The 25,660-nt window shown below is 40.4% G+C and carries 29 protein-coding genes and 1 riboswitch; of the genes, 11 read left to right on the plus strand and 18 right to left on the minus strand.

Annotated elements, in window-relative coordinates:
* Window positions 1–125: 125 nt before the first annotated feature.
* The 5 genes from V7201_RS15670 to V7201_RS15690 form a co-directional block, all read right to left on the minus strand.
* Window positions 126–476: a VOC family protein gene (locus V7201_RS15670; protein ID WP_335377689.1), complete on the minus strand. Its 351-nt coding sequence runs from the start codon at window positions 474–476 to the stop codon at window positions 126–128.
* A gap of 13 nt (window positions 477–489) precedes the next feature.
* Entirely contained in the window at window positions 490–1,533 is a 1,044-nt protein-coding gene (locus tag V7201_RS15675; RefSeq protein ID WP_335377690.1) for an S-adenosylmethionine:tRNA ribosyltransferase-isomerase, read from the minus strand.
* Window positions 1,530–2,258 (minus strand): SDR family NAD(P)-dependent oxidoreductase, encoded by a 729-nt coding sequence (locus V7201_RS15680; RefSeq protein ID WP_335377691.1) that lies wholly within the window; start codon window positions 2,256–2,258, stop codon window positions 1,530–1,532. The genes V7201_RS15675 and V7201_RS15680 overlap by 4 nt, the downstream gene beginning before the upstream one ends.
* 178 nt (window positions 2,259–2,436) lie before the next feature.
* A complete protein-coding gene (locus V7201_RS15685; RefSeq protein ID WP_335377692.1) occupies window positions 2,437–4,119 on the minus strand; it encodes a glycoside hydrolase family 13 protein in 1,683 nt (560 codons plus the stop codon).
* A gap of 57 nt (window positions 4,120–4,176) precedes the next feature.
* Window positions 4,177–5,187, minus strand: a complete 1,011-nt coding sequence (locus V7201_RS15690; RefSeq protein ID WP_335377693.1) for a LacI family DNA-binding transcriptional regulator — start codon at window positions 5,185–5,187, stop codon at window positions 4,177–4,179.
* Window positions 5,188–5,526: 339 nt separating this feature from the next.
* Between V7201_RS15690 and V7201_RS15695 the strand changes: the two genes are divergently transcribed.
* The gene (locus tag V7201_RS15695) at window positions 5,527–6,063 is read left to right on the plus strand and encodes a histidine phosphatase family protein (protein ID WP_335377694.1); all 537 of its coding nucleotides are present in this window, start codon (window positions 5,527–5,529) and stop codon (window positions 6,061–6,063) included.
* 28 nt (window positions 6,064–6,091) lie between these two features.
* Here the strand turns inward: V7201_RS15695 and V7201_RS15700 are convergent, their stop codons facing one another.
* Window positions 6,092–6,649, minus strand: coding sequence for a GNAT family N-acetyltransferase (locus tag V7201_RS15700; RefSeq protein WP_335377695.1), 558 nt, complete (start codon window positions 6,647–6,649; stop codon window positions 6,092–6,094).
* 158 nt (window positions 6,650–6,807) lie between these two features.
* Between V7201_RS15700 and V7201_RS15705 the strand changes: the two genes are divergently transcribed.
* Window positions 6,808–6,927, plus strand: a complete 120-nt coding sequence (locus V7201_RS15705; protein WP_335377696.1) for a DUF4023 domain-containing protein — start codon at window positions 6,808–6,810, stop codon at window positions 6,925–6,927.
* Window positions 6,928–7,391: 464 nt separating this feature from the next.
* Here the strand turns inward: V7201_RS15705 and V7201_RS15710 are convergent, their stop codons facing one another.
* Window positions 7,392–9,131, minus strand: coding sequence for a DEAD/DEAH box helicase (locus V7201_RS15710; protein ID WP_335377697.1), 1,740 nt, complete (start codon window positions 9,129–9,131; stop codon window positions 7,392–7,394).
* Window positions 9,132–9,428: 297 nt separating this feature from the next.
* Here V7201_RS15710 and V7201_RS15715 point away from each other — a divergent pair, with 297 nt between their 5' ends.
* Window positions 9,429–9,803 carry a nucleotide excision repair endonuclease gene (locus V7201_RS15715; RefSeq protein ID WP_335377698.1) on the plus strand — a complete coding sequence of 125 codons (375 nt, stop codon included), beginning with the start codon at window positions 9,429–9,431 and terminating at the stop codon, window positions 9,801–9,803.
* Between the two features lie 112 nt (window positions 9,804–9,915).
* On the opposite strand, the gene V7201_RS15720 is transcribed toward V7201_RS15715, so the two are convergent.
* The 4 genes from V7201_RS15720 to V7201_RS15735 form a co-directional block, all read right to left on the minus strand.
* Window positions 9,916–10,515 carry a response regulator transcription factor gene (locus V7201_RS15720; RefSeq protein WP_335377699.1) on the minus strand — a complete coding sequence of 200 codons (600 nt, stop codon included), beginning with the start codon at window positions 10,513–10,515 and terminating at the stop codon, window positions 9,916–9,918.
* Window positions 10,512–11,651, minus strand: coding sequence for a sensor histidine kinase (locus tag V7201_RS15725; protein WP_335377700.1), 1,140 nt, complete (start codon window positions 11,649–11,651; stop codon window positions 10,512–10,514). Before V7201_RS15725 ends, V7201_RS15720 begins: the two co-directional genes overlap by 4 nt.
* Before the next feature lie 218 nt (window positions 11,652–11,869).
* Window positions 11,870–12,904, minus strand: coding sequence for a fatty acid desaturase (locus tag V7201_RS15730; protein WP_335377701.1), 1,035 nt, complete (start codon window positions 12,902–12,904; stop codon window positions 11,870–11,872).
* A 215-nt stretch (window positions 12,905–13,119) separates the two neighbouring features.
* Window positions 13,120–13,413 (minus strand): hypothetical protein, encoded by a 294-nt coding sequence (locus V7201_RS15735; protein WP_335377702.1) that lies wholly within the window; start codon window positions 13,411–13,413, stop codon window positions 13,120–13,122.
* Window positions 13,414–13,556: 143 nt separating this feature from the next.
* Between V7201_RS15735 and V7201_RS15740 the strand changes: the two genes are divergently transcribed.
* The 5 genes from V7201_RS15740 (at window position 13,557) to V7201_RS15760 (ending at window position 18,891) form a co-directional block, all read left to right on the plus strand.
* The gene (locus tag V7201_RS15740) at window positions 13,557–14,390 is read left to right on the plus strand and encodes an SDR family oxidoreductase (protein ID WP_335377703.1); all 834 of its coding nucleotides are present in this window, start codon (window positions 13,557–13,559) and stop codon (window positions 14,388–14,390) included.
* A gap of 258 nt (window positions 14,391–14,648) precedes the next feature.
* Complete coding sequence (locus tag V7201_RS15745; protein WP_335377704.1) at window positions 14,649–15,575, plus strand: ABC transporter permease subunit; 927 nt, start codon at window positions 14,649–14,651, stop codon at window positions 15,573–15,575.
* Window positions 15,572–16,555, plus strand: coding sequence for an ABC transporter permease subunit (locus V7201_RS15750; protein ID WP_335377705.1), 984 nt, complete (start codon window positions 15,572–15,574; stop codon window positions 16,553–16,555). The genes V7201_RS15745 and V7201_RS15750 overlap by 4 nt, the downstream gene beginning before the upstream one ends.
* A 306-nt stretch (window positions 16,556–16,861) precedes the next feature.
* Entirely contained in the window at window positions 16,862–18,241 is a 1,380-nt protein-coding gene (locus V7201_RS15755; protein ID WP_335377706.1) for a selenium-binding protein SBP56-related protein, read from the plus strand.
* A 17-nt stretch (window positions 18,242–18,258) separates the two neighbouring features.
* Complete coding sequence (locus tag V7201_RS15760; RefSeq protein ID WP_335377707.1) at window positions 18,259–18,891, plus strand: hypothetical protein; 633 nt, start codon at window positions 18,259–18,261, stop codon at window positions 18,889–18,891.
* 56 nt (window positions 18,892–18,947) lie between these two features.
* On the opposite strand, the gene V7201_RS15765 is transcribed toward V7201_RS15760, so the two are convergent.
* The 4 genes from V7201_RS15765 to queC are packed head-to-tail and all read right to left on the minus strand — an operon-like array spanning window position 18,948 to window position 21,357.
* Window positions 18,948–19,487 (minus strand): VUT family protein, encoded by a 540-nt coding sequence (locus V7201_RS15765; protein ID WP_335377708.1) that lies wholly within the window; start codon window positions 19,485–19,487, stop codon window positions 18,948–18,950.
* Window positions 19,488–19,506: 19 nt separating this feature from the next.
* On the minus strand, window positions 19,507–20,232 hold the full coding sequence (gene queE / locus V7201_RS15770) for a 7-carboxy-7-deazaguanine synthase QueE (protein WP_335377709.1): 726 nt from the start codon (window positions 20,230–20,232) through the stop codon (window positions 19,507–19,509).
* Entirely contained in the window at window positions 20,225–20,701 is a 477-nt protein-coding gene (queD, locus tag V7201_RS15775; protein WP_335377710.1) for a 6-carboxytetrahydropterin synthase QueD, read from the minus strand. The genes queE and queD overlap by 8 nt, the downstream gene beginning before the upstream one ends.
* A gap of 2 nt (window positions 20,702–20,703) precedes the next feature.
* Window positions 20,704–21,357, minus strand: coding sequence for a 7-cyano-7-deazaguanine synthase QueC (gene queC, locus V7201_RS15780; RefSeq protein ID WP_335377711.1), 654 nt, complete (start codon window positions 21,355–21,357; stop codon window positions 20,704–20,706).
* A 55-nt stretch (window positions 21,358–21,412) separates the two neighbouring features.
* Window positions 21,413–21,455: riboswitch (PreQ1 riboswitch) on the minus strand.
* Window positions 21,456–21,734: 279 nt separating this feature from the next.
* On the opposite strand from queC, the gene V7201_RS15785 reads away from it, so the two are divergent.
* Together V7201_RS15785 and V7201_RS15790 are read left to right on the plus strand one after the other, a co-directional pair.
* Entirely contained in the window at window positions 21,735–22,154 is a 420-nt protein-coding gene (locus V7201_RS15785) for a hypothetical protein (RefSeq protein ID WP_335377712.1), read from the plus strand.
* Window positions 22,155–22,167: 13 nt separating this feature from the next.
* A complete protein-coding gene (locus tag V7201_RS15790) occupies window positions 22,168–22,629 on the plus strand; it encodes a hypothetical protein (protein ID WP_335377713.1) in 462 nt (153 codons plus the stop codon).
* Between the two features lie 47 nt (window positions 22,630–22,676).
* Here V7201_RS15790 and V7201_RS15795 read toward each other — a convergent pair whose 3' ends face one another.
* On the minus strand, window positions 22,677–23,390 hold the full coding sequence (locus V7201_RS15795; RefSeq protein WP_335377714.1) for a nucleotidyltransferase domain-containing protein: 714 nt from the start codon (window positions 23,388–23,390) through the stop codon (window positions 22,677–22,679).
* Between the two features lie 36 nt (window positions 23,391–23,426).
* On the minus strand, window positions 23,427–24,194 hold the full coding sequence (locus V7201_RS15800) for an SDR family oxidoreductase (protein ID WP_335377715.1): 768 nt from the start codon (window positions 24,192–24,194) through the stop codon (window positions 23,427–23,429).
* Between the two features lie 254 nt (window positions 24,195–24,448).
* On the opposite strand from V7201_RS15800, the gene V7201_RS15805 reads away from it, so the two are divergent.
* The gene (locus V7201_RS15805) at window positions 24,449–24,958 is read left to right on the plus strand and encodes a hypothetical protein (protein WP_335377716.1); all 510 of its coding nucleotides are present in this window, start codon (window positions 24,449–24,451) and stop codon (window positions 24,956–24,958) included.
* 76 nt (window positions 24,959–25,034) lie between these two features.
* Here the strand turns inward: V7201_RS15805 and V7201_RS15810 are convergent, their stop codons facing one another.
* Window positions 25,035–25,529, minus strand: a complete 495-nt coding sequence (locus V7201_RS15810; RefSeq protein WP_335377717.1) for a PaaI family thioesterase — start codon at window positions 25,527–25,529, stop codon at window positions 25,035–25,037.
* Between the last annotated feature and the right edge of the window lie 131 nt (window positions 25,530–25,660).

A 25,660-nucleotide genomic window follows, 5' to 3' on the forward strand; every position in this document is an offset into this window, starting at 1 on the left:
CTGCGGGGTCTCACCTGACCAGCTAAGCCCGCAGGAGTCTTCGCGCCTTCCACTACAATCAACAGGTTTTAAAAACAACATTGGGTTTTAACAGAGCCATTTTTTTAGATTCACGGTTTTTCTCGTCAGGTCTGTATGAATTCAATGATTTCATTGTCAGTTCCTTGATAAAACACTGTCTTCCAGCCATTTTCCATGGAATATGGACCTTCACTTGGCAACAGTGAAGACTCTGCTAACTTGCGAATCTGCTCCTCGATATCATCCACTTCAAAACAAAGATGGACGTGCTCCCCTATTAGGCTATTTTGATTATTTGCAATAAGCTCAATCATAAAGCCATTAAGATTTAAAAATATGATTTCCTCTTCTTGAAAAGAAGTTCTCAAATATTCCTTAAATCCAAGTAGATTCTCATAGAAAGTTTTCGCAGCTTCGAGGTTCTTCACTTCCAGTGCGAAATGGTGGATTCTCATATTTTTACTCCTTTCATATAATTAAGTTGATATCCCCGAACTCATGCCATAAATAATTCTTTTCGATTGCAATTGTATAGGCTGAAAATAGTTTTTTCTCCTTCACAAAAGCGGTAAGCATATCTAAGTGGCTTGCCTTAGGCTCATGGAAGCCAGTGATGATCCCATCTACCAGCTGCAGTTCATACTCGGCATTCACATACAGATTTGTCCATCCTGATAAAATTGAAGTCCTTTTAGCCGTTTCTAATGCGCGCACCACTGTAGTACCCACGGCAATAACTTTTCCACCTGAAGACTTTGCCTCCATTATTGCCTTCATATCTTCCTGAGCTATTACAAATTCTTCATAATGGTCTTCAGGTGAATGTTCATAATGATCATCAAGCAAATAGCTAAGACCTGTATGAAGCTGCAAATAAGCTATCTTGATACCTTTACGCTGCAGCTTAAACAAAAGCTCCCAGCTGAAAGCTCTTCCGGCTGAGGGCATTTCTACGGAGCCTGGCTGACTGGCAAACACCGTCTGATAGTAGTCCAGCTTCCAAGGCTTTTCAATATACTCATATCTGACTGGCTCGCCTATTGAATAAAAGGCTTCTATCAGGTCTCTTCCCTGAATCGAAAACTGTACTATTTTCAATGGGGATTTAAAAACTTCGCCAATCACTTTTGCCTCCAGGTTTCCCCCGAAGCAAAATTGGTCACCCGCTTTGACATCTTCAGCAACGATCAGGACTTCCCAGGCAGAATCATTCTTTTTCCTTGCAAGCCTTATTTCCGTATCTTTCTTAAGTAACCTTCCCTTTCTATGCCAATCTGCTTTTAAAATGGCAGGAATTGTTCTGCTGTTATTGAGCACAAGAATGTCGCCGGGATTAAGGTATTGGTCAAGTTCGAAAAACTTGTCATGCTTAACACTGCCTGTAGTCTTGTCAAGGACCATCATGTTTACGTGATCTCTGCGTATTCCTCTTCGCTCCGGGGGATGTGATGCATTGAGTTCAGACGGAAGATAAAAGTCATAGGCTATTGATTCTGCTTTGCTCTGCATCATTGTCCCTCCTTTACGAATTCCTGTGCCTGGAACCGCTGGCCGTTTATATCTTTGGAGGCATCTGAAGCAAGGAATAAAAATACGTCAACTACATCATAAGGATCCGCTAGCTCATAATCGCATTCAGGTACAGCAAGTTCATGCATTTCAGTATTCATTTCACCTGGGTCGACCATATTCATTCTGACATTCGTTTCACTTAATTCATCGGCCCATGTTTCAGTCAGTCCCTCAACAGCAAATTTAGAGATTCCATATGCTCCCCATCCAGCATAGCCAATATTGCCGGCTTCAGATGTCACATTGATCACCGATCCTGCATTTTGCTTTAGCATGGCTGGCAGGACACGCCGCGCTACAAGAAATGGACTGATGCTGTTTACTCTGATTACCTCAGCAAAATCGTCTTCAGGATAGTCGAGCAAAAGCGGCATTGGACTCGGACCAAGAATGGAAGCGTTATTAATCAAAACATCTATGCGGCCATATGAATCTTCTGTCAAGGCAACGAATTTTTCTACATCACGGGGGTTAGAAACATCAGCGACAACCGCCAGCACTTCGGCGCCAAAAGCTTCAGCTTCCTGTTTTACCTCGTCAAGCTCTTTTTTTCTGCGTGCGCATACCGAGAGCTTAGCGCCTTCTTTTGCAAAAGTTAAGGTCAAAGCCTTGCCCAGCCCCTGTGTTACTCCAGTAATCATTACAACTTTATTTTTTATCATCATCAAGTCCTCCTAAGTTTTCTTCTGATTTCATCATAAAATTTTGAAGAAAATCCTACCTCGTAAAGAAGCTTGATATTTTCTACGACTTTAGTCTAAGATTTCGAGTTTTTTTATAAGTTTTTTTTCTTCGATATTAGCCTATAAAAAAAGAAGGCTGCGTCACACAGCCTTCCTCAACTTAATTATGAATCTGATAAACAATTGCTTCGTACGGTTTTAAAGCTATTGTAGTCTGTAAGGAATCCTGTCTTGAATAGTTGGTGATCAGGATTTCATTTTTCTTGCCTTGAAGCTCTGCCGGTACTTCAAAAATTTGGTTTTCTTTAGAAAAATTCAAGGCAACAAGCAATGTTTTTGATTCATATGTTCTTGTGTATGCATACACGTTTTCATCCTCAGGCAACAGAATTTCATAGCTTCCATGCACAATGATTGGATGCTCTTTGCGCAGCTGAATCAGTTTGCGGTAGTAATGGTAGATTGAATGCTCATCCCCAACCGCTAGCTTTGCATTAATTTCTTTATAATTTGGATTAACCTTCAACCACGGAGTACCAGTCGTAAATCCGCCATGGTCTGTTTCATCCCATTGGAAAGGTGTCCGTGCATTGTCACGGCCCTTAACATAGATGGACTCCATTACCTTGGCTGGATCTTCTCCATTTTGGTTCACTTTTTCATTGTACATATTCAATGTTTCAATATCCTGGTATTCTCCAATCGAGTTAAAGCGTACATTTGTCATGCCGATTTCTTCGCCTTGATAAATATATGGCGTTCCCTTCAGCATATGAAGGAAGGTAGCCAGCATCTTGGCAGATTCAATGCGGAATTCTTGATCATTGCCAAAACGGGAGACCATCCTTGGCTGGTCATGATTGTTAAGATAAAGACTGTTCCAGCCTTCTCCTTCAAGACCATTTTGCCATTTAGTAAAGCTTTTCTTAAGGTCAGTCAGCTTCAATGGCCTTAAATCCCACTTGCCTTCTGGCCCAGAATCTAAATCTACATGCTCGAATTGAAAAATCATATTTGTTTCATTTCGTTCCTCGTTTGTATAAAGTTTTGCGAGTTCAACTGAAGCGCCAGGCATTTCGCCAACAGTCATGGCATCATAGTGAGACAAAACTTCACGATTCATTTCCTGAAGATAATCATGAATCTTTGGTCCGTTCATAAAGAATTTGCTTCCTGATGCATAAGGCTTTCCCTCTGGATTAGGCGCATCAGGAAGACCGTCGACCTTAGAAATGAAATTGATGACATCCATCCGGAATCCATCGATCCCCTTATCCAGCCAGAATTTCATCATATCGTATACTTCCTGGCGGAGCTTAGGATTCTCCCAGTTCAAATCAGGCTGTTTTTTGCTGAAAAGATGCAGATAGTATTCTTCAGTTGATTCGTCATATTGCCATGCAGATCCACTGAATACGGATTCCCAATTATTAGGTTCCTTGCCATCCTTTCCAGGTCTCCAAATATAGTAATCACGATATGGATTATCCTTTGATTTACGTGATTCAACGAACCAGTTGTGTTCATCTGAACTATGGTTAACGACAAGGTCCATGATCAGTTTCAGTCCGCGCTCATGCATCTCTTTTAAAAGTAATTCCCAGTCAGCCATCGTTCCGAAATCGTCCATAATCTCGCGGTAATCACTAATATCGTACCCATTGTCATCATTAGGAGAATTATAGACAGGTGAAAGCCAAATGACATCAATGCCAAGTTCCTTTAAATAATCTAATTTTGAAATGATACCAGGAATATCACCAATTCCATCACCATTAGAATCCATGAAGCTGCGGGGATATATTTGATAAATGACTGATTCTTTCCACCATTGTTTTTTCAAAGGAAATCACTCCAGATATATGTTTTTTTGAGTAAACGTTTACGTAACATGTAAAAATTATAAGTGTTTTACAGTATCTCTCTCAACTATCGTGTGCGGCATAATCCTGCTTTCGCCTTTTTGACCAGACTGCATCATTGAAAATAGCATATTGGCAGCCACGCTTCCCATTTCTTCTAATGGCTGTGCAACTGTAGTCAGCGGTGGAATAGACATTTCTGCAATTGGCAGGTTATCATATCCGACAATGGACAAATCCTGCGGAATCTTGATCCCGAGTTTATAAGCAGCTGAGATTGCTCCCATGGCTATAGCATCACTTGCGGCAAAAACAGCAGTTAAATCAGTGAATTGCTTCAATAGAATCGGCAAATTAGTCATTCCGTCATCAAAAGAAAAGCCTTTTGCATAAATGATATTTTCTTCGCTAAAGGGAATCCCCATGCTTAACATTGCCTGTTTATAGCCTTCGATACGCGGCTGACCAGCAATAACATCATCTTTATTGCCGCTGATCATTCCGATTTTTGTATGCCCTTTCTTTATTAGATAATTAGTGGCAGTAAAAGCAGCATGTTTGTCATCCACTTTAACAAACGGAATTGGATAGAGATAAGATTCTGTTGCAATCAGGACGACTGGTATCTTCATGGATTCTAGTTTATCAAAATAATTCTGAGTAATGGTTTCACTGACAAAAAGGATTCCATCCACCCTTTTCTCTGCTAAAAGTTCCAAATACTTCTCTGTCCGCTGACCGTGTGAGGCAGTATTACAGACAATGACACTTGATCCAAAAGCATGGACCGCCTCTTCGACACCTCTGAGGATTTTAGATGAGAACTGACTTGATACTTCAGGGAAAAGGATTGCGACCGTGTTGGATTTATTATTGATTAATCCACGGGCGAAGGCATTTGGTTGGTATCCAAGTTCTTTGATTGCCATAAGCACTTTTTCTTCCGTTGCCTTTGAATAACCTCCCTGACCATTAAGCACTCTGGAGACCGTAGCTATCGAGACATTTACTTTTTTTGCAACATCTTTAATTGTATAGTTAATCGCCATCACACCTTTTTTACGTAAACGTTTACGTTGTTGCTTTAATAGTAATACGAAATCCATACAGTATCAAGTTTTTTATCACTTTGAGCTCCTTCTGACATAGGACTGGGCGATTGGTTTTGAAAGTAGTGCTCTTGGATTCAAGTGACTTAAATCTATAGCCCCCTGCTAGCGCAGCACACTGAGTCTTTTCCTTAACTGTACATTTGTTAGTATTTTCGAGAGGTCAATAGCACTTCAGAAAACAAATTGTTAGATCAAAATAAAAGGAAAGAAACGTCGGAGGAAGAATTATGTATTTAGAGATAAACAGAATATTGATTTCAGGTTAGGGTGTATGAAATGAAAATTGGGTTACTAAGACACTACAAGGTTACACTCGGGTATCCGAATAAGATGGTTTCATCCAGTGAGATGCTTGAGTGGCAAAAGGAATATGATGAATCAGAAATCGAGGAAACGGAAATAGATCTGTGCAATGTCACCTGGAAGAGATGTTATTCAAGTGATTTGCCAAGAGCCACCAGGACAGCCCAGGGAGCTTTTGATGGGAAAATTGTTTATTTGGAGGATTTGCGGGAGATGTCAATTTACCCGATAGCAGGTTCTGATATAAGGCTGCCGCTATGGTTTCATATTTTTCTCATAAGAATTGCCTGGTTTCTCGGTCATAAGTCTCAAAAAGAAGGTAAAAAGCAGGTGGTTCGGCGAATTAATCGGGTGCTGGATCAGGTGCTAGAACATGAAGAGGACGTTTTGATTGTCGGTCATGGGGGCATCATGATGTTTATGAGGAAGGAATTGTTGAAAAGAGGCTTTTCCGGCCCGAAATTCAACAGGCCGGAAAACGCCAAAATCTATATTTTTGAGAAACAATAACTTTGTAGCGCCTGCCTTTTATACTGGGTCAGGCGTCTCCGTTTATAATTGAATACATTTTCACATCATAATGAGTTTCTTTTATGAAAATGAACTTTCTTAAAATTCCTTCGAAAGTCATGCCCGCCTTTTCCATAACCCTTTCTGAACCAGCATTTTCGACTAGACATTTAGCCTGTATCCTGACCAAATCCATTTTATTAAAACCAAAGTGAATGAGTTCTTTTGCTGCTTCCGTGGCGATTCCTTTTCCCCAATAGTCTTTTGATAGCGCATAACCGATTTCTGCAGAATTGTGATTTGGCTGCCAATTTACAAAATCAACAGTGCCAATCAGCCTTCCATCTTCTTTGTATTCAATCCCCCATGGAGAAAGTTTTCCATTCTCGTAAAGATCCAGAATAAATCTAATATAATCTTTGGTGTCACTTAGTGTATGATGAGCCTCCCAAAACACGTATTTTGAAACCTCAGGGTTAGAGGCATATGAGTGGAGATCGGCTGCATCATCCATCGTGATTTTTCTTAGTATCAGTCGCTCGGTTTCAAGTGTAGGAAGGTTGCTTAAAACATCTTCTAGTTGCATTGTATTCACTCCTAGTATTAATCATTGGTTTATTATAACGTAATTCTCCTTCCCCTATATCTCATATATAAAAACTTCACTTTGAATAATTGCTTGAATGATTTCCAATGTTATTGGAAAAAGTAACGACGAGCCATTTTAAAACAGGAGGTACAGCTATGGAAAATACTCATGAGTACGTTCAAAAACTGCATGAAAATCAAAAGAAAAATGAACAGAACAAAAAAAGACAGGGTAAGGATAATCCAAGCGACAAGCTTCCGAATAAACAGCATTAAACAGAAAATAGACCGTGTTAACACGGTCTATTTCTTTGTTGAGAATGCTTTCATTAATAATTATGATTAAAAAATTTTTTGATAGTCATGAGAGTCTCTTGTTATGACCATTCGCAGCGAGATTTTTGAGCTGAGTGGTCGTGAAAGCCTCTGTTACGTCCATTCGGAGCGAGATTTTTTTTGAATGGTCATAATAGCCCATGTTATGACCGTTTGTAGCTAGATTATTGGGTTGAATGGTCATGAGGGACTCTGTTATGACCAATCGTGCACAGATTTGTGAGCTGAGTGGTCATGAGAGCCTCTGTTACGACCATTCGTAGCGAGATTTTTCGGTTGAATGGTTATGAGGGGCCCTGTTATGACCACTCGTCCACAGATTTTTAAGCTGAATGGTCATGATAGCCCTGCTAACAACAACGTTATAAGTTTTTCTAAAGTCTTAATAGACGGTCTTGTAAACTTTATCTACTTCTGCGGTTTTGTGATCCGGATTTTTTGTTTAGCCCTTTATTCCTTCTTTCGCCCTGTAGCGAAGGTTGTTTACCCTCTCTACCTGAGCCAGAGCGTGCTTGTGCTGAAGGTCTTTCCCCACTTTTTCTTTCGAAACGTGGTGTTGAGTCACGATTTTCATTGCGACCGCTTCGTTGGCCTCTTCCAAACTCCTCATTTCGCCTTGAGCTTTCTTTTCTGTCACCGGCTAATCTGCTTGAACCCGAATTTGTGGCCCTTTGTGGTCTTTCCCGCTCCCGGTTTCGATCAGCTCGATTTGGATCTCTTCTTTCATTTGTTTTCCGTGGGCGTTCGTCTCTGTTTCTGCGGGATGGATCTTCCCCCGTTCTGCTCCGGTTTGCTCTTGAATCACCGCGGCTGAATCTGTCTGTCGTGATTTTTTCTCCTCTATGATCTCTCTCAACACTCCGCGAACGGCCAGTTCTATCTTGCGGGCTGCTGTTAGAATGTCTTGCCCGTGTGTTTTTCCCTTTATAATCTTCGTTTCTGCGATCACGATTACTGGAAGTTCGTTTTTCAATCCTATTTCCAGATTTTCTGTTTTCTGGAGCGTCTTCCCCTGCTTCCGCATTCCGCGCATTACCAAAGTTTTTCTTTTCAATTTGAAGCTTCAAATCAGATTCAATCATATCTAACAGTGGCTTATCTTTTGGTGAAAAGAAAGTTACAGCAATGCCTTCACTTCCAGCTCTCCCGGTACGCCCGATTCGATGGATGTAACTTTCCGTATCAAGAGGCATGTCATAGTTAAAGACATGTGTGACACCTTCGACATCGAGACCTCTGGCCGCTACATCCGTTGCTATCAAGTATTGTATTTTCGCTTCACGGAATTTTTTCATGACTTGCTCTCTTTTTGCCTGAGAAAGATCTCCATGAAGTTCATCGCAATTAAAATGGTTCGCTTTTAACGCGTCATTCAGCTTGCTGACTCTTCTCTTTGTCCGGCAAAAAATAACCCCTAAGAAAGGCTGATACATTCGTAATGATTCAATTAAATCGTTTTGTTTCGCTCTGTCGAACGTACTGATTGCAATTTGTTTAATATTTGCCAATGGTGCTTGGGTTTTTTCTATCTGGATGTTCTCTGGCTTGTACATATGATGTTTTGCGAGCTTCCGGATTTCATCAGGCATTGTTGCAGAGAACAACAAAGTTTGCCTTGTTTTTGGTGTTTGTTTGATTATTTCTTCGACTTCATCCAAAAAACCAATGTGAAGCATTTGATCCGCTTCATCTAAAACGAGAAAAGCCGCTTTTGAAAAATCGACAGTTTCCCTGCGAATATGGTCCAGCAGTCTTCCAGGAGTGCCAATAACAATATGGATATTTTTCTTCAGCTTCTTTAATTGAGATTCAACATCCTGTCCGCCATATACAGCAAGGATGTTAACACCTTCGATATGTTCAACTAATTTTTGTATTTCATTCGTGATTTGTAAGGCTAGCTCTCTTGTCGGAGTGACAATAAGAGCCTGAATGTTTGGATTGGCTTTATCCAATTGCTCGAGGATCGGCAGAACGAATGCGAACGTTTTCCCCGTTCCAGTCTGTGATTGGGCAATAATATCCTTACCATCCATTAATAAAGGAATCGCTTTTTCCTGGATTGGTGTCGGTTCTGTAATCCCATGTATTTTTAACGTTTCCGCAATTTTTTCCGAAATGCCTAATGATAAAAAGTTTTTCAAATAAAATCCCTGCTTTCTTTAATCGGTGGAAAGTATATTCTTCATATTCCCAACCATCCTTCTAATTATTGCTTTTAGATTGAAAAAATAGCAAGAGACGATTCCAACGAATTTAATCTATGTATCAAATTACGATAACCTATCACCGCACCACCGCACTGGGGGTCTGACCCCCAGTGCGGTGGTGTGATAAAGCGGAAGGGTCAGGCGCCTTTTTATTGGGTAAGATAATAATATGTGGATTTTCAAATTGGCGTGTGGTACGATTTACTAATTGATGAATAGGAAGTGATTTAATTGATTAAAATCGAATTGCCATCACCTGATGTTGTGATTACTAGAAGCAAGCAGCTAGGTGAAAAGGTTGAAGCAGTTATCAGCAGTGAATATGGTTTTACGGATTACCACCGCATTCCAAGGGATAAAGGCGGAATCATCATGTTTTTCAATGCTGATGATGAGTTGATGTATGTGGGGAAAGCACGAAAACTTAGACCGCGTGTTAAAAAGCATTTTGAAGATACAGTTTCCCCTGTCAAAAACCATCGCCATGAGGTACACAAAATCGCTGTATGTACTGTTGAAGATCCAATGGATAGGGAAATCTATGAAACATATGCTATTAATACCTTAAAAGCGAAATATAACATTGATAAAGTCTTCTTTAAATAAATCTCCTAATAAGGAATTTAGCTGAACGAGATAATACCTGTAAAAATGAAAAGTGCCTGGCCACATGTCTTTTTAGAACATGACGGTTCAGGCACTTTTTTGCGCTGTCCGATTATTTAAACCACCCTTTTTCCTTCGAGTGGGTGATCGCTTCAATCCTGTTTGTAACCTCGAGTTTATCCAGTATGGTTGAGATATAATTGCGGACCGTACCTGCGGTGATGCTTAGCTGGCCGGCGATTTCTTTTGTATTCTTCCCATCGGCGACAAGCTCGAGCACTTCCATTTCCCTTTCGGTCAGCGGATTTTCCTCACTGTAAACATCGTCCATCAATTCAGGAGCATAAACACGTCTTCCGCCCATGACGCTGCGGATGGAGCTTGCCAGCTCTTCGCTTGGACTGTCCTTCAATAAATAGCCGCTTACGCCTGCTTTCAATGCCCGCTGAAAATAACCGGAACGTGCAAATGTGGTTAGTATGATTACCTTGCAGCCTAACCCTTTTAATTCCTCTGCAGCCTCTAGACCGGTCTTACCGGGCATCTCAATGTCCATAATACAAACATCAGGCTGCAGACTCCTGGCGAGAGAGACAGCTTCTTCCCCGTTGCTTGCCTTTCCCACCACTTCCATATCATCTTCAAGACTAAGAAGTGAGCCTAAGGCCCCCAATAGCATGCGCTGATCCTCCGCAATTACAATCCGAATCATATCAGGTCCTCCCTGTCAGGTTGCTTTAATACTTTAGGTATTTTAATAAAGAGCGTTGTACCGTCATCTGAAAAAATATCAAGTGTACCATTCACAAATTCGAGTCGCTCCCTCATTCCCAGCAGACCGCTTCCTTTGTTAAAATCCTCGTCCGTTATCTTGCCATTTCCGTTATCACGGACTTCTGCAATCAGTTCTTTTTCAGTCTGATTTATCATGATTGAGCATACTGTTGCTTTGCTGTGCTTAACCACATTGGTTACCGCTTCCTTTAAGCACATGCTAAGAATATTTTCTGAAAGCAGCGAGACATTGCTCACGTTAAAGTCCTCTTCATTGCCAATGAACTTGATTTCGGCTGCTTTAAGGATCTGCTTCACATGGATCAGTTCTTCGCGAACGCGGATTCCTCTCATCTCAGCTACCATTTTCCTTACCTCATTGAGGGCAGTTCTAGCAGTTTGCTGCACATCCATCAATTCATCTCTGGCTTGTTCAGGATCCTTATAGATTAATTTACGGGCTAAATCAGATTTTAGTCCAATCAAAGAAAGCTTTTGTCCTAAGGTGTCATGCAGGTCCCTGGCGATCCTCTGCCTCTCTTCTATTTTCACCAGGTCAGAAATTCGCTTGTTGGCATCTTCAAGCTTCTCTTCCAGCTGGCCTCTCTCTTTTTTGTTAAAAATACTGAATGGCAGGAGAATGACACTGATCCAGACGATCACGATGATAGGCAGCTGTTTGATAAAAAAATCTTCCTTTAAGACAATTTCTAAGTTTATAACGATGGATGTTCCCACCAAGTGAATGAAATACAGGACAAGGAACGGAATTCGATCTTTTAAATTGCCTATAAAGTAAGCAATGAAAAAGGCGAAATATACATAGCTGAATAAGCTGGCTGAGGCAATTGAAATTCCTATTAAAATACATGTCCATAAATAGACTGTCCAGCCTCTTGATACGAATGCCAGCCAGTAAACTAGAAAGAACATCAATGTCAGGATAATACCAACAACTTTTCCCACAGTAGATGGTAATTGCCAGATGAAATAAAAAGGCAATATTCCGAGAATTGTCCAAATATAAGGAGAGATCCCTGTGCTTTTTAGTGAATTAAAAAACCTTTTAAACATGATAAAAACCTCTGCTTCATAATAATCCCGTTCATTAATGATCTTTTAATCTTATCATATCGACTTCAGATTAGAGCAATTCCACAGATAAAATATGGATAAAAATATCATAATTTCCAAGTTAACATAAAATTACTCCCCACACCCCAGTCTGCATTTGTGGCAAAGCTGTTTTAAGCTTTACAAAATAAACAGTACTGAGATAAGGGGAGTTGCTTTTATAGTTCCGGCTTTGTATGAGCCGTTATTTTGTTTGAAGTTGTTAAAGCCTTCATTTCTTTAAATCCAATGAACTGCTTTTGTTTTTCATCCCATAAGCGGAAGCGCAGGGATGTTAAGCTTGTAGAAAGAGTGATCGTTGGGACATTTTGCAATGGTTTAGTATTATTATGAACTTCTTCAAGCTTATAGTTCGGTACACGCGGGCTTAAGTGATGAACATGGTGGTAACCGATATTACCTGTAATCCACTGAAGTACCTTTGGCAGCTTGTAGAAAGAGCTTCCTTCAACAGCAGCCTTCACATATTCCCATTCTTTGTCTCCTTCAAAATAAGAATCCTCAAAGGTATGCTGTACATAGAACAACCAGATGCCAAACATTCCTGCTATGAAGAAGATCGGTCCTTCTACCATTAAAAATGATTCCCAGCCAATTGCCCAAATCAGCAAGCCTGAGATTCCAAAAATCAAAACGTTAGTAAGATAGGTATTTAATTTTTCTTTAAGTCTTGCTCCCTTTCGGTTAAAACGGTTAGTGATCAATACAATATAAATTGGTCCCAAAACAAACATTACAAAAGGATTGCGGTACATTCTGTAAGCAAGCTTTTGCCATAATGGTGCAGCCAAATATTCATCAACCGTCATAACCCAAATATCGCCGGTGCCGCGCTTATCAAGATTGCTGCTCGTTGCATGGTGGACTGAATGTTCATGTCCCCACTGGCTGTAAGGGAATAATGTCAAAACCCCGGTTAACGTTCCAACAATTTTGTTTGCTGTACGGTTTTTAAAGAATGAATGGTGTGTACAGTCATGGAAAATTATGAAGATCCTGATCATGAAGCCTGCTGCAACAACGGAAATAGCCAGTGTCAGCAAATAAGATATTGAAAGGCTTTGATAGGCCAAAAACCACATTGCCAAAAATGGTACTACCGTATTCAGTATTTGAATGATACTAGCTTTTGTGTTTGAACTTTCATAAGGGGCGACCTGTTTTCTTAGTTCTTTTGCATTGTGAGTTGCCATCTTGTTTAAAATCCCCTTTCGGATTTGTTAATTAACCAAATTATAAACAAGGGAAACACTTTTGTGCAGTATCAGGTGTCATATGTGACACATGATAAATGTCATGTTTCGATGAAAATAATCTTTAAAACCTTAATAAATAGCGGTTTTTTTACTTAGTACCAGGTAATATTATTTGCTGTTTATTTTTAAGGATTCGCATTTTTTTAAAACAATTATTTATTTCTAATGAAATATTCCTTCTGCCATGGTTCAAACGGCTCGTCACAATGAGTCTCTTCTATCTCTGTCTTCATGTCACCTTCCCCACTATTAAATACAGCTATGTCAAAAAGCCTTGGAGGATATGGCATATTTTGAATATGTACATGCAATTTAGCGCGTACTTCGTTGTAATCAAGCATCTCACTAAGAGTTAGCCACCTTGTGACTGTTTCACTGTTAATGATGATCAAGGGGTAAACAGCCTCGATTAAACATAAGAGATTAAATGCTTCATCTTTTCTCATTATTTTTACTCCTGAAGTTTTTTAGAAAAATCCACATCAGAACAGTCTTTCCTTTTAACAGATAAAAATACATGTATGAATAGTGCAATCAACTATTTCACTGTAAAATAAATTAAAAAGGCTAAAGTAGCGAGGAGCACAAAATGAAAAATGCAATAGTAACTGGTTCATCAAGCGGCTTTGGTAAGCTGATAGCCATTGAGTTAGCGAAATCTGGGTTTTATGTTTATGCGACAATGAGGGATCAATTCAAAGCGGAAAGTCTGCTCCAACTGGCAGACAATGGAAATGTCAAGGAGCGAATACAAGTGGTAACGCTCGATGTAACTTCAGAGGCTTCTATTGCGGAATTTGGTGAATATGTGCAGGAGTTACAATCGGTGGATGTATTAGTGAACAATGCTGGTTTCGCTCAGGGCGGTTTTTGTGAGGAACTCTCAATCGAAGCTTACCGCCAGCAGTTCGAGACAAACCTCTTTGGGGCAGTTGCTGTCACCAAAGAAGTCCTCCCTTCTATGCGTGCCCAAGGATCAGGGAAAATCATTAACATGAGCAGTATAAGCGGCACTTTTGGGTTTCCTGGACTGTCCGCGTATGTGTCCTCAAAGTATGCATTGGAAGGATTCAGTGAAAGTTTAAGGCTTGAGCTCAAACCTTTTGGTATCGATGTCGTACTCGTAGAGCCTGGATCCTATAAAACGAATATCTGGTCAAGCGTTGAAACTATTCAATTACAGGATCAATCACCGTATGAAAACTATAAGGCTGCGATCATGAATGAATTAAAGAGTGGAGAACCTAAATATGGAGATCCCCAGGAGGTTGCCAACCTGGTTGTACGAATTGCTTGTGATGTGGACGGTAGAAGTGAATTGAGATACCCTATCGGCAAAGGTGTTGCCAAAACCATATTCTTAAAAAAACTGCTGCCCTGGAAAACGATTGAGAAAATTGTCATGAAAAAACTTTATAAATAGAGCTGGACAGGTGAGACCCCGCAGGAGCGAAGCGACGAGGAGGCTCAGCGCCAGCCCCGCGGAAAGCGAAGCGCCTGGAACGGAAATCAACAGACATATTATACTTCCCATTCAAGATAAAACTGTAGACAAGCTCGCTTTAATCGAGTTTGTCTACAATCTGACTCCATATACCAGAATGGAGTTTTTTTTATCACTAAAAAAGGTTTTTTTTACCATAATGTAGAACTTAAATAAGTCTGAAAGGAGATCATCCATATGAAAAAAGGGATCCTGATGTTATTTGCAGTGGTACGCAAAGCAGCGTATTACCTGCTCTTATTTGCAACATTTATAGTGGGAATAGGATTTTTTCTATCTTTCGTCTCACTATTCGATTTAGGGAAAAGGCAAGGCGAACATTTAGGCTTGTCCTTAACGCAATTTTATAAGCAATTTAAAGAAGTCCTTAGCCAATTAAATGATTTCAAGTTACAAAGCATATCAGATTATATGACAAATTCACAAGTGCTGGATGGTTATTTTTATTCCTATACGATTCTTGGTATTTCCCTTGTGATTATTATAGTTGTGGGCAGTATTATAGCTTTTACTATTATGTTGTCACCTTTTAAATTAAGGAGAAAGCTGAGGATATTTCTCGATTTATTCGAGGGACTCCCTGACCTTATGTTTATTTTTGCAATTAATATGCTGAATATCTTTCTCTATCAAGATTATAATATGAAAATTTTTAAGATGTACGGAATAGGTTCCAATCAGCCTATAGCTTTTCCTGTCATCGTGATTTCATTTCTGCCTGCAATTCTATTTGGGGTCTTTCTTTTGAAGGCCATGGAGGATGAAGAGGAGGAATTATATATTCAAGTGGGCTTATCCAAGGGGCTGTCGAGAGGGTATCTGTATATTGTTCACATGTTGCGAAATGTGCTTCCTGTTTTCACACTCAGATTCAGGTCGATTCTTTACATGTTGCTCTCTAATCTAGTCTTGGTAGAGTTTATGTATTTTTATGAACAAGCGTTTACTTCAATCTTATTAGACCAGGTGTTTTTGGGTGAACATTTTGTGTTGCTGTTATCCACGATTTTGATGTTGATCACCCCTGTCATTCTTTTTGAATTTTTGGTCAGAATGATCGTTAAATATACTGTTGTCAAAAAACGAGGTGAAATTCGGCTATGAGGCTTAATTCCTACAAAAAAACAAAAATCTCATTAACGATTCTCCTGATTATGCTTATTGCCAGCGTCTTATACGACTATATTGGTCCTGAAGATTATCGGACCATGATCCACCATCTAAAGGATGAGAATGGGAAGACATTAAAGGCTCCTCCCTACCCTCCGAGTAAAGATTTCTTACTGGGTACAGACCGTGATGGACGGGATAACTTGATGTTAATTATTGATGGAATAAAATATACATTTGCTGCGCTTGTTGTCGTCTCTTTTCTTAGAGTGGCAATCGGTACTTTACTGGGAATCTTGGTCGAGAATTGGATGCCTGCTTTAAAACCTTTTATCAAAGCATTTTTCCTGCCATTTCAGTACGTACCAGTCCTTCTGACCGGCGTGTTTTTAATGAATGGATACCTTTTTGGTTACAATGATGTTCCCGTTATCGTAAAAGTTGAGTATCAGTTGATTGTCCTATTCATTCTAGGGTTTCCTACTGTTTTTTTCTTTATAACGGATTTTATTAAGGAAATAAAAACGAAGTCATTTATAACAAGCTCCTATTTATTAGCAGCCAGCAAATGGCATATCATGGCAAAGCAGATACTGCCCCATCTTAAACCTCAACTGGCATTATTGTTTGTACAGCAGGTCCTCCAAACCCTGCAAATTCTGATGGGTCTTGCCATGTTCTCTCTTTTCCTTGGGGGACCACATAAAGAAACAATTTATAATACCCATTATAAAAAGTCGATCACGAACGAACTAGCGGGACTTACTGGACAAAATTTTTGGTGGCTGAAGTATGCATCATACATCGCGTTAAGCTCACTGACAGTTTTGCTGATTATTTTCCTGCTGATTATAATCATAAAAAACGAACTAGTCGCTAATATGGCAGGTGAAAATGAAATGGTTTCAAAATCATCATCAAAAAAGAAAGTAAGGAATCCAGAGCTTCCCAGGATAAAAGAAATAAGCAGTTAAACAACCTAGATATTTTAAAAGAAGGGTCTGATGCCCCTTCTTTTTTTGTTGGCTGTTTTTGCACTGATAGTTAGTTTTCGAATGAAGTTGTCATCGGTTAATTATCTAACATTTCGGGGGATCCTTTCTTTGAGTTTTAAATTGTATATAGCATTACATTAAGGGATTAAAAGACATAATTTACTGGAACTGCTTATCTTAATAAGAAAAACAGGCAGTCCACAAAAAAAAGGCGACTAAAACCATAGGGATTCAAATAAATTATAGTGTTCTCCTTTACTGCCAACAAGAAAGGATGATTCATCTGTGACTAAATTATTTGGTACTGATCCCTCATTTTATCCTTCTCCCCGCTCAGCTATGGATGCACCACCCGAAAACTTAGCTTATGTAGCATTGTTAGATCCAGACGCAATTGGTGTTGTTGATCTTGATCCTGCTTCCCCTTCTTACGGAAACCTGATTTATAAACTTGATTTACCTGGTGTTGGGGATGATGAGCTTCACCATTTTGGCTGGAATGCCTGCAGCTCCGCGCTGTGCCCAACCGCTTTTCATCCACAGTTGGAAAGGAGGTACTTAGTTCTTCCCGGCATCCGTTCCTCACGTATATATATAGCTGATACAAAGCCTGACCCCCGAAAACCAAAAATCATCAAAACGATTGAGCCTGAAGAAATTAAAAAACGAACTGGCTACAGCCGCCTTCACACGGTTCACTGTGGTCCAGAAGGTATTTTCATAAGTGCTCTTGGTGCAGCTGAAGGTGATGGCGGACCTGGCGGCATACTCCTGCTTGATCATTTCAATTTTAATGTATTGGGTGCCTGGGAAATGGACCGAGGTCCTCAGCACTATGCATACGATTTCTGGTGGCATATTGCTCATGATGTGACTGTATCAAGCGGTTGGGCGACTCCGGATTTATTTGAAAATGGATTGAACCTGGACGCACTGCTGCAAAGGAAATATGGTCACAGCATACATTTTTTTGATAGCCGCACCCGAAGCCATATTCAGGAAATTGATTTTGGAGACCAGCATCAAATGGTTCTTGAATTGAGGCCTGCCCATAATCCCCGCAAGACATATGGTTTTGCAAGCGTGGTTGTCGATGTAACGAATCTAGCGAGTTCCATCTGGGTCTGGTATCGCGAAAACGGGAAGTGGGAGGCAAAGAAAATTATAGAAATTCCGGCTGTCCCAACACCAGCTGACCAGCTTCCTCCTGCTTTAAAGGATATTGGAGCTGTTCCACCATTGGTAACGGACATGGTCCTGTCGCTTGATGACAAATTTTTATATGTGAGCTGCTGGGGAACTGGAGAATTAATTCAATATGATGTCAGTGATCCATTTAACCCTAAACATATTGATACGGTTAAAATTGGCGGCATTGCAACACCTGTCCCCCACCCATCTGGTAAACAAATCACAGGAGGACCACAGATGGTCGAATTAAGCCGGGATGGGAAGCGGGCTTATTTTACAAACTCCCTTTATAAAGCGTGGGATGAACAATTTTATCCTGATGGAATCCATGGAGCTATGGTAAAAGTGAACATAAAACCCGAGGGTGGAATGGAAATAGATGCAGACTTTCTAATTGAGTTCGAAGGAATGAGAGCTCACCAAATCAGGCTTGAAGGCGGCGATTGTTCTACCGATACTTTTTGCTATCCGTGAATCGGGAGTGAATACAATTGGAAGGTTTATTTTCATATGAAAGCCAGATGGCCGCAGCCGCTCTCCTTGGTGCATTTCATGGCATTAACCCAGCAATGGGATGGTTATTCGCAGTCTTTTTAGCCATTCATAGAAGTCAAAAACGCGTTTTGTTTTATGCAATCATTCCAATTGCCACAGGCCAAATTTTAGGAGACGGGCTTGTTATTGCCGCTCAGACATTTGCACGTTTCCATTTGCCTGCTGGCACTGTTCACTTATCTATAGCTGCATTCATCGTTATTTATGGTATATACAGGCTGTTTCGGTATTACCGTCATTTCAAGTGGGCTGGCGGATTGAATGTAGGTTATGGTCAGCTAATCCTCTGGTCATTCCTGGCCTCATCCACACATGGATCTGGGCTCTTATTTGCACCATTTATTCTTGAAGCTTCAAGCATCATGGACCTTGTGCCATTATGGATCGTGCACGAAATGGCTATGTTAACTTCCATGACTGTTATTTCCCTGTCAGTCTATCATTTAGGAATAGCCAAATTTAAAAAGTATCTAGTCAATTTCGAATTGGTCTGGGCGATTTTATTAATTGCTGTTGGTGTTTTATTATTCGTAATGGGCGGAGGTATGGGGCAAGAACATATTCATTGATTGTAAGGTAAATAGAAAAAAGGTGCTGAATTCTTCATTCAGCACCTTCTGTCATTTTAATTTGAAACAGCTTTATTGTTGAATATATTGCTTATAGGGTTCAACAGCATCGCGCCAATTGCCTGAATGAGCGTTTTCACAATCACCTGTCCTAAGATGGCTGCAGGCACTGCTTCCCAAGGAAGGAAATTTGCTCCGATGGGGCTTAAGCCAATAACAACAAAGATAACAGAATCAAGCAGTCCCCCAACCAAACCACTGTAAAATACTCTCCAGCTCATTGGCAGCTTAAGCCTCGTGTAAATTTCAGTATCAGTCGTTTCCGCTACGGCAAAGCTCAATGCGGAAGCAAATACAATTAAAAGTGTATCTCCCAGGATGTAAGATACTATAGCTGATAGTACAAGTGCTGCACCGATGAATAGATACGTCTTGGCACGGCCATATTTATTCTGGACAAGGTCACGGAAAATAAATGTGGCACCAATGAGCAATGTTCCCATTGGCACAATGAACATTCCTAAGTGAAGCGGCGCAAATGCCGCGGTTATAACATTTGCGGTAATAATCGAAATTAAATAAAAAAAGATTCTCATCTTCTTCCCTCCTATTAATCTAAACTCCCCTTTTGTTTCCCCAGATGTACGTATGCAATTGAGGCAAGATCCTGACGTTCTTCAGGTCATGGTCCATCATTGCTTTATTGACAAGCCATTCATATTTACCAAGTAAGCTTGAAACTAACTTCTCATCTTCTGATGTAGTAATATCATCATTTCCAACCTGTAAAAAGAATGGAATTTCCGGGTACCTCATGTGGATTGTTTTGGCATACTCATAATCTGCATCATTAAAGACAACGACCTTCAAGCTAACATTTTGGTCTGTCTGAAGTTGAACACGATCAATGATAGTATCCAAAATTTTATAATCTGTAATCATTCCTGAACTTGGCGGTTTTGGGGAAAGTGTAAGTTCATCGATTTGTAAAAACCAATCCTGCCACCTGCTGCCCTGGGTCTCCAGACAAATTTTAATGTTTTTCTCTTTTAGCAAAGCAATCAAACTAGATAAATTGGTTAAGAGAGCTGGGTTTCCGCCTGATATCGTTACATATGAAAAGCCTTCGCCGCCAAGCGACTGCAAATGCGCCAAAATTTCCTCGGCGGTCATCTGCGTGATCAGATCTTTTCCCGACCCATCCCATGTAAAAGAAGAATCGCACCATGCGCACGAGTAGTCACAGCCAGCGGTTCGCACGAACATGGTTTTCTGGCCGATAACCATCCCTTCACCCTGGATGGTGGGGCCAAATATTTCGATAATTGGTATCTTACTCAAGCTCCATCCACTCCCGTCTTGCTTCGGCATAGCTTGTAGGAGTTTCATAGAGGCGAACGAACTCCACCCTGGCTCCATCATATTGATCCTGTCTTTCAATAAGGGCTTCCGCCATTTTTTCATAAATCCAAACCACCATATTTTCGGCAGTTGTATTCATCGGAGGAAGCGTTTCATTTAAGTATTTGTGATCAAGATAGATTTCAATTTTTGACTTCCATATTTCTTTAATATCGCCAAAGTCGATCATCAGGCCGCGCTCATCGACAAAGCCGCTCAGTCCAAAAATAACTTTATAGGTATGACCGTGCAGATTCTTGCACTTCCCTTCATAAGCATGAAGGTGATGAGCAGAATCAAAGGTGAACTCCTTGCTGACAAGCACACGTTTTGAATGATATTTTAATTGTTCTCTCTTGATATCCTGATCAATTTTTTGAAGCTGTTCTACAATACGGAAACCGAACATGATTAAACAGCTCCTTCCAAGAACTCATCGAGCCCCTTTTTTCTCAGCAGACAGGCCGGGCAGACACCACATCCGTCAGCTATGATGCCGTTATAACAAGTTAAGGTCTTGGTACGGACAAAGTCAAAAGCACCCAATTGATCTGCGAGCTTCCACGTTTCCGCTTTATTCAGCCACATTAGAGGCGTGTGTATGACAAAATTCTCGTCCATCGAAAGGTTCAATGTGACGTTCAACGATTTAACGAATATATCCCTGCAATCCGGGTATCCGCTGAAATCTGTTTCACAAACACCAGTCACGATGTGTTTGGCATTTACCTGGCTTGCCAGCACACCTGCAAAGGACATAAACAATAAGTTTCTCCCTGGTACGAAGGTTGACGGCAAGCCTCCGTCTTCCCCGTCCTTCACTTCTATTTCATCTCTTGTCAGTGCATTAGGTGCTAACTGATTTAACAGACTCATATCAAGAATATGATGTCTGATTCCGAGTTCTTTCGTAATTTCTTTCGCGCAATCAATTTCTGTCCGGTGCCTCTGGTTATAATCAAAGGTTACCGCTTCTACTTCTGCAAATTGCCCCATCGCCCAGAACAAACATGTAGTACTGTCCTGGCCGCCGCTGAAAACAACTACGGCTTTTTCATTTTTCATTCTGAAAATCTCCTTTTAAACGGAAAAAACAGTACTACTAAGACAGCAGTACTGTTTATCCTTAGTTTTTTTGAGAGGGTAGCTAGAACCTCTTCCGTAAAGACGGATTTATGTGATTTTGAACTAATTTATTTTATCATACATTTTATAATTGGGAAGCTTTTTTTATTCCGGAATTCCTTATATCTTCTTATTTCAACTTCTTTTTCTAGAAATCCCCTCCTTTCAACACCATATTGGAAAACAACAATTAAAACGGGTGCAGTCTGAAATTTTTCTATACCGGATGTGAAAAATCAGCTGAATTACTATTGAGAAGGGAGAAGTGTTGAAACACTATTGAATCCATTCTGCATACATTGAACGTGAGGTGATTTATGATGCCGGAATGGATTGTTGCATTCTTTCCAGTGAATTTTTTATCAGCATACGTTTTGTACATTTACCTTTACAATCGAAGGGAGCAAATTGGTTTTCATTTGGGGATGAATATCGCCATGGTTGCCGGGGGAGGAATGGCACTTGGTACCGGGCTCATTTTCATCAATCTTTATCCATTGTATTTTCTTGAGGCTACCCTTGTTGCAGTGATAATTGGAAGTCTAACTGGCATCTTCTTTGGCAACCTATTTGACTGCCAAACCTTATTGACCGGGTATATTAACGGACTAATGATGGGGATTATGGCTCCAATGATCGGAGCAGCTGCCTCTGAGGGAATTCTTTTCTTGTTGATGATCGAAATATTTATCATAAGCAGCTTTTGCTTAGTGGCTGCCTTTGCCTACAGGGGTTAGATGGAGGTCTTCAATGCAAATCATCTTAATTTCTACCACTTTTGTTAATGTTGCCTTCGGTGTTTGGCTATATTTTGTACTGAGTAAGTGCAAGTTTTTATTAAACGACAGGTTTGGCTACATCTCGGTTAAGACTTCCAGCAGCACATTAAGTCTTGTTGCCTCTTTGAACCTTTTTTTGCTTTTTCCTGCTGATTTTGAGATAACTGGTCTGCTCAATCTATTGCTGGGAATAGGAATAGGATGGCTGTTTGGTTCACTGTTGAATGCCCAAACATTGATAGCGGGAATTTATAATGGCGGAATGGGGGCGATTATGGGAACAATGGCAGGTGCGGTTGTCATGAATCCGGCTATTTGCGGGTTGCCTTCAACGATTCTTTCTGAACAGGAAATCATCATTTTCTTTGCGTTGTTAAGCATATGTATCCAAGGAATAACGGCATTCATGCTTCTGTTTTCTTTCAGGGCTTGAATTCTCATAAAAATAAAGAATAAAGCAGCCTGCTTGGCTGCTTTTGTTTACTTTATCGAAAACCCTTCAAATAATTTACCTCCAAAAGGTTCTAAAATGGAGTCTGCAAGCTCAACGACCTGACTTTTTTCTCCACTTTTATAATAGTTGTCAAAGGCTTGAACAAAATAGTTTGCAAAGTGTGGATCAAATTTGGTTAATTCCCTGAACATCCATTTTGAATTTCCAATCCAATGTTTATTTGTCCTTAGCACAAATTCATGTAAAAGATCAGCCAAGGCATTTGCAATAAAGAGTTCTTCAGCTCTTTTTGTTGAGCCGATGAAATCATCAAGTGTATCTGTAATAAAATAGCGCTTCATTTCAATCTCTTTTTCTGTCCACAATTCAGGCCCATTTTCGATTATGGATGCTGCTTCCTCTCTGATCGCTGGCAATATCTCGCTGTCCTTGAGAACTATTCCTTCAGAAACCATCCTTGGCAAGCTTGGTCTTGCCCTTTTAACGTCACTTTCGAAAAATATTTTATACGAATGGAGATTATGGACAAAAACCTCGACTGGCCAGCCAAATGTTCTTAATGATTCCCTGTAAGGTGACGTCACCTTACAATCAAAAATCACTATATCTAAATCTGAGGTTGGTGTTGCTTCCCCCCTGACTACACTGCCTGCAAGCAGCGCGGCATCACATAATGGGAAACGATCTTTAATAAATCTCTTTGCAGCCTCGATAGGTGCCGGTATGATTTGCGTATCCATGCTTCTTTCCCCTCTAATCCCATATTAAATAATTCATTATCGTAAAAATCCACCTTCTGAATGAAGGATTTGACCAGTAATCCATTCAGCCTCTTCACTTGCCAGGAATTTTACCAGTTTAGCTGCGTCCTCAGCCTTTCCTACACGCCCAAATGGAAACCTCAGCAACAGTGCTTTTTTTGTCTCTTCATCCATCCATCCTGTGTCGGTAGGGCCTGGATTGACAGCATTTACGGTAATGCCTCTTGAAGCCAATTCCGCCGATAAAGTTACCGTCAATGCATCGATCGCTCCTTTTGTAGTGGCATAAGCCAGTTCTCCTGGCATGGGTCCTCTAAACTGTCCCGAGGTCATATTTATGATTCTTCCGCCAGTACTTTTGTTAAACTTCCTGGCAAATTCAATGCTCAAGAGTGTTGTGGCCCGAATGTTGACTAAATAATGCCGGTCCAATTCTGCTGGTGTCAGATTGGAAAAGTCATTGCTGGTAGAATAGGCCGCATTGTTCACCAAAACATCCGCGGGGCGCCCAACTGCAGTAAGTGATTCAAAAAGCTTTTGTGGTGAGTCATCCTTGGTCAAATCCAATTCCATGCAGAAAGATTTCACACCCATTAGGTCAAGTTCATCTTTTAGTGCCTGGGGTTCTTCATTCAAAATACCCCAGGGCATTTCCTTGTCATATTCAGTCCAATAAGTGAAAAATATATCAAAGCCACAAGCTGCCAGCTCGCGACATATTTCAGCACCAATACCCTTCAATCGGCTAGCTCCAGTAACAATCGCGATTTTATTCTCTCTCAAACTAGTACCTCACCTTCTAAAACATAATGTTATTTTAATTATTATAGAACGACCATATTTTGTCGATACAAAAATGGGGATCGAACCAACGGAATCGAAAACACTACTGATCAATATGAGAAGTAGCCTTGATGAATTCTTCTGAACAGGACAAATGTTAAAGCTGATTACTTTTGTCAAGGCTTGATGTTTCATATAAAGAAGCGAGTGGTATTTTACTAAATAGAATAGACACGACAAGGAGGTTATATTGAATGCCTTTTTCTATGAGATATCAGGCCATTCCCCTCAGTTTGACCATCCTGATCGGGTCAGGCTGCAGCAGTGAAGATGCAGAGCAAAGTGCAAAACAAATTGAAGAAGAAACAAAAAACGCAGCTGCAGTAACTGGTGAAAAAACAAAGGAAGCAGCGGAGAAAATTAAACAGGAAACACCAGTAATCATCCAGAATATGAAGGATACTTATAAAAAAAGCGAGCAAGAAGTTAAAGACAATACTCTTCAAAAAGGTGATACCGCAATCGTCCAAAGTGATGCTTATCTGGCGCTTACTCCAAAAGCTTATGACGAATTGTATAAATTGATAGAGGTTAACGACGTTGATGGCGTTGATAAAATCGTGAGTGAAAATCAGGTGGAAGAAATTAAAGAAGATAGTGAAGTGGAAATCTTGGAAAGAGACATACGCCGTACGAAGGTAAAAATGAAAGAATCTGGTGATGAAGGATATTTGCCTACCTCTTTGTTAGAACCCGTAAAATAATAGGTTATCAGAAAACCCAGAATATAATATTCTGGGTTTGTTTGGGGTTAATCTACAATAAAATATCAACTACGTTCTAGTTATCCTGCTCCTTTGCCGTAAAACTGCTGGGCATTACAACAGCAACAACCTTTCCCCTTGCACATAGCGTATCTCCTGCAAACACCTCTGTTTCTACTTTAAATTTCTTAGGGTGGATTTCCTGTACAGTGCCAATTGCTTTCAAAACAGTACCGTGCGGAGTCGGTTTCAGGAAATCAACGTGTAAAGAAGCAGTTACAAATCTAGGCGGTTCTGCTGAATCCCCAGGCTCATGTCCATTCTTCCTGTGCAGAGCCAGTGCCGCAGAGCCAGTTCCATGGCAGTCTATGAGTGACCCAATCAGCCCTCCGTAAACAAAGCCTGGCAATGCCATATGCTCCGGTTTTGGAGCGTAAATCGTCATCGTTTTGTCTTCAAGCCAGCCGGTCCGAAAGTGATGTCCTTGCTCATTCATTCTGCCGCAGCCATAACACCATGCAAAGTCTTCAGGATAATCATCTTGTATTGCTTTCAACACTTTCTCTTCCATATTCATTCCTCCTCTTCCAGTATCCCAATCTTTAGTAATTCTTCTTGCGATGGCAGAATCCTTTAATATTCGTAAAATTTCAGCAATAAATGAACTCATGTTATGATTGATCTATTACTTTTACGAGGTGA

Source organism: Bacillus sp. JJ1122 (assembly GCF_036964885.1).
Taxonomy (GTDB): Bacteria; Bacillota; Bacilli; order Bacillales; family Cytobacillaceae; genus Mesobacillus.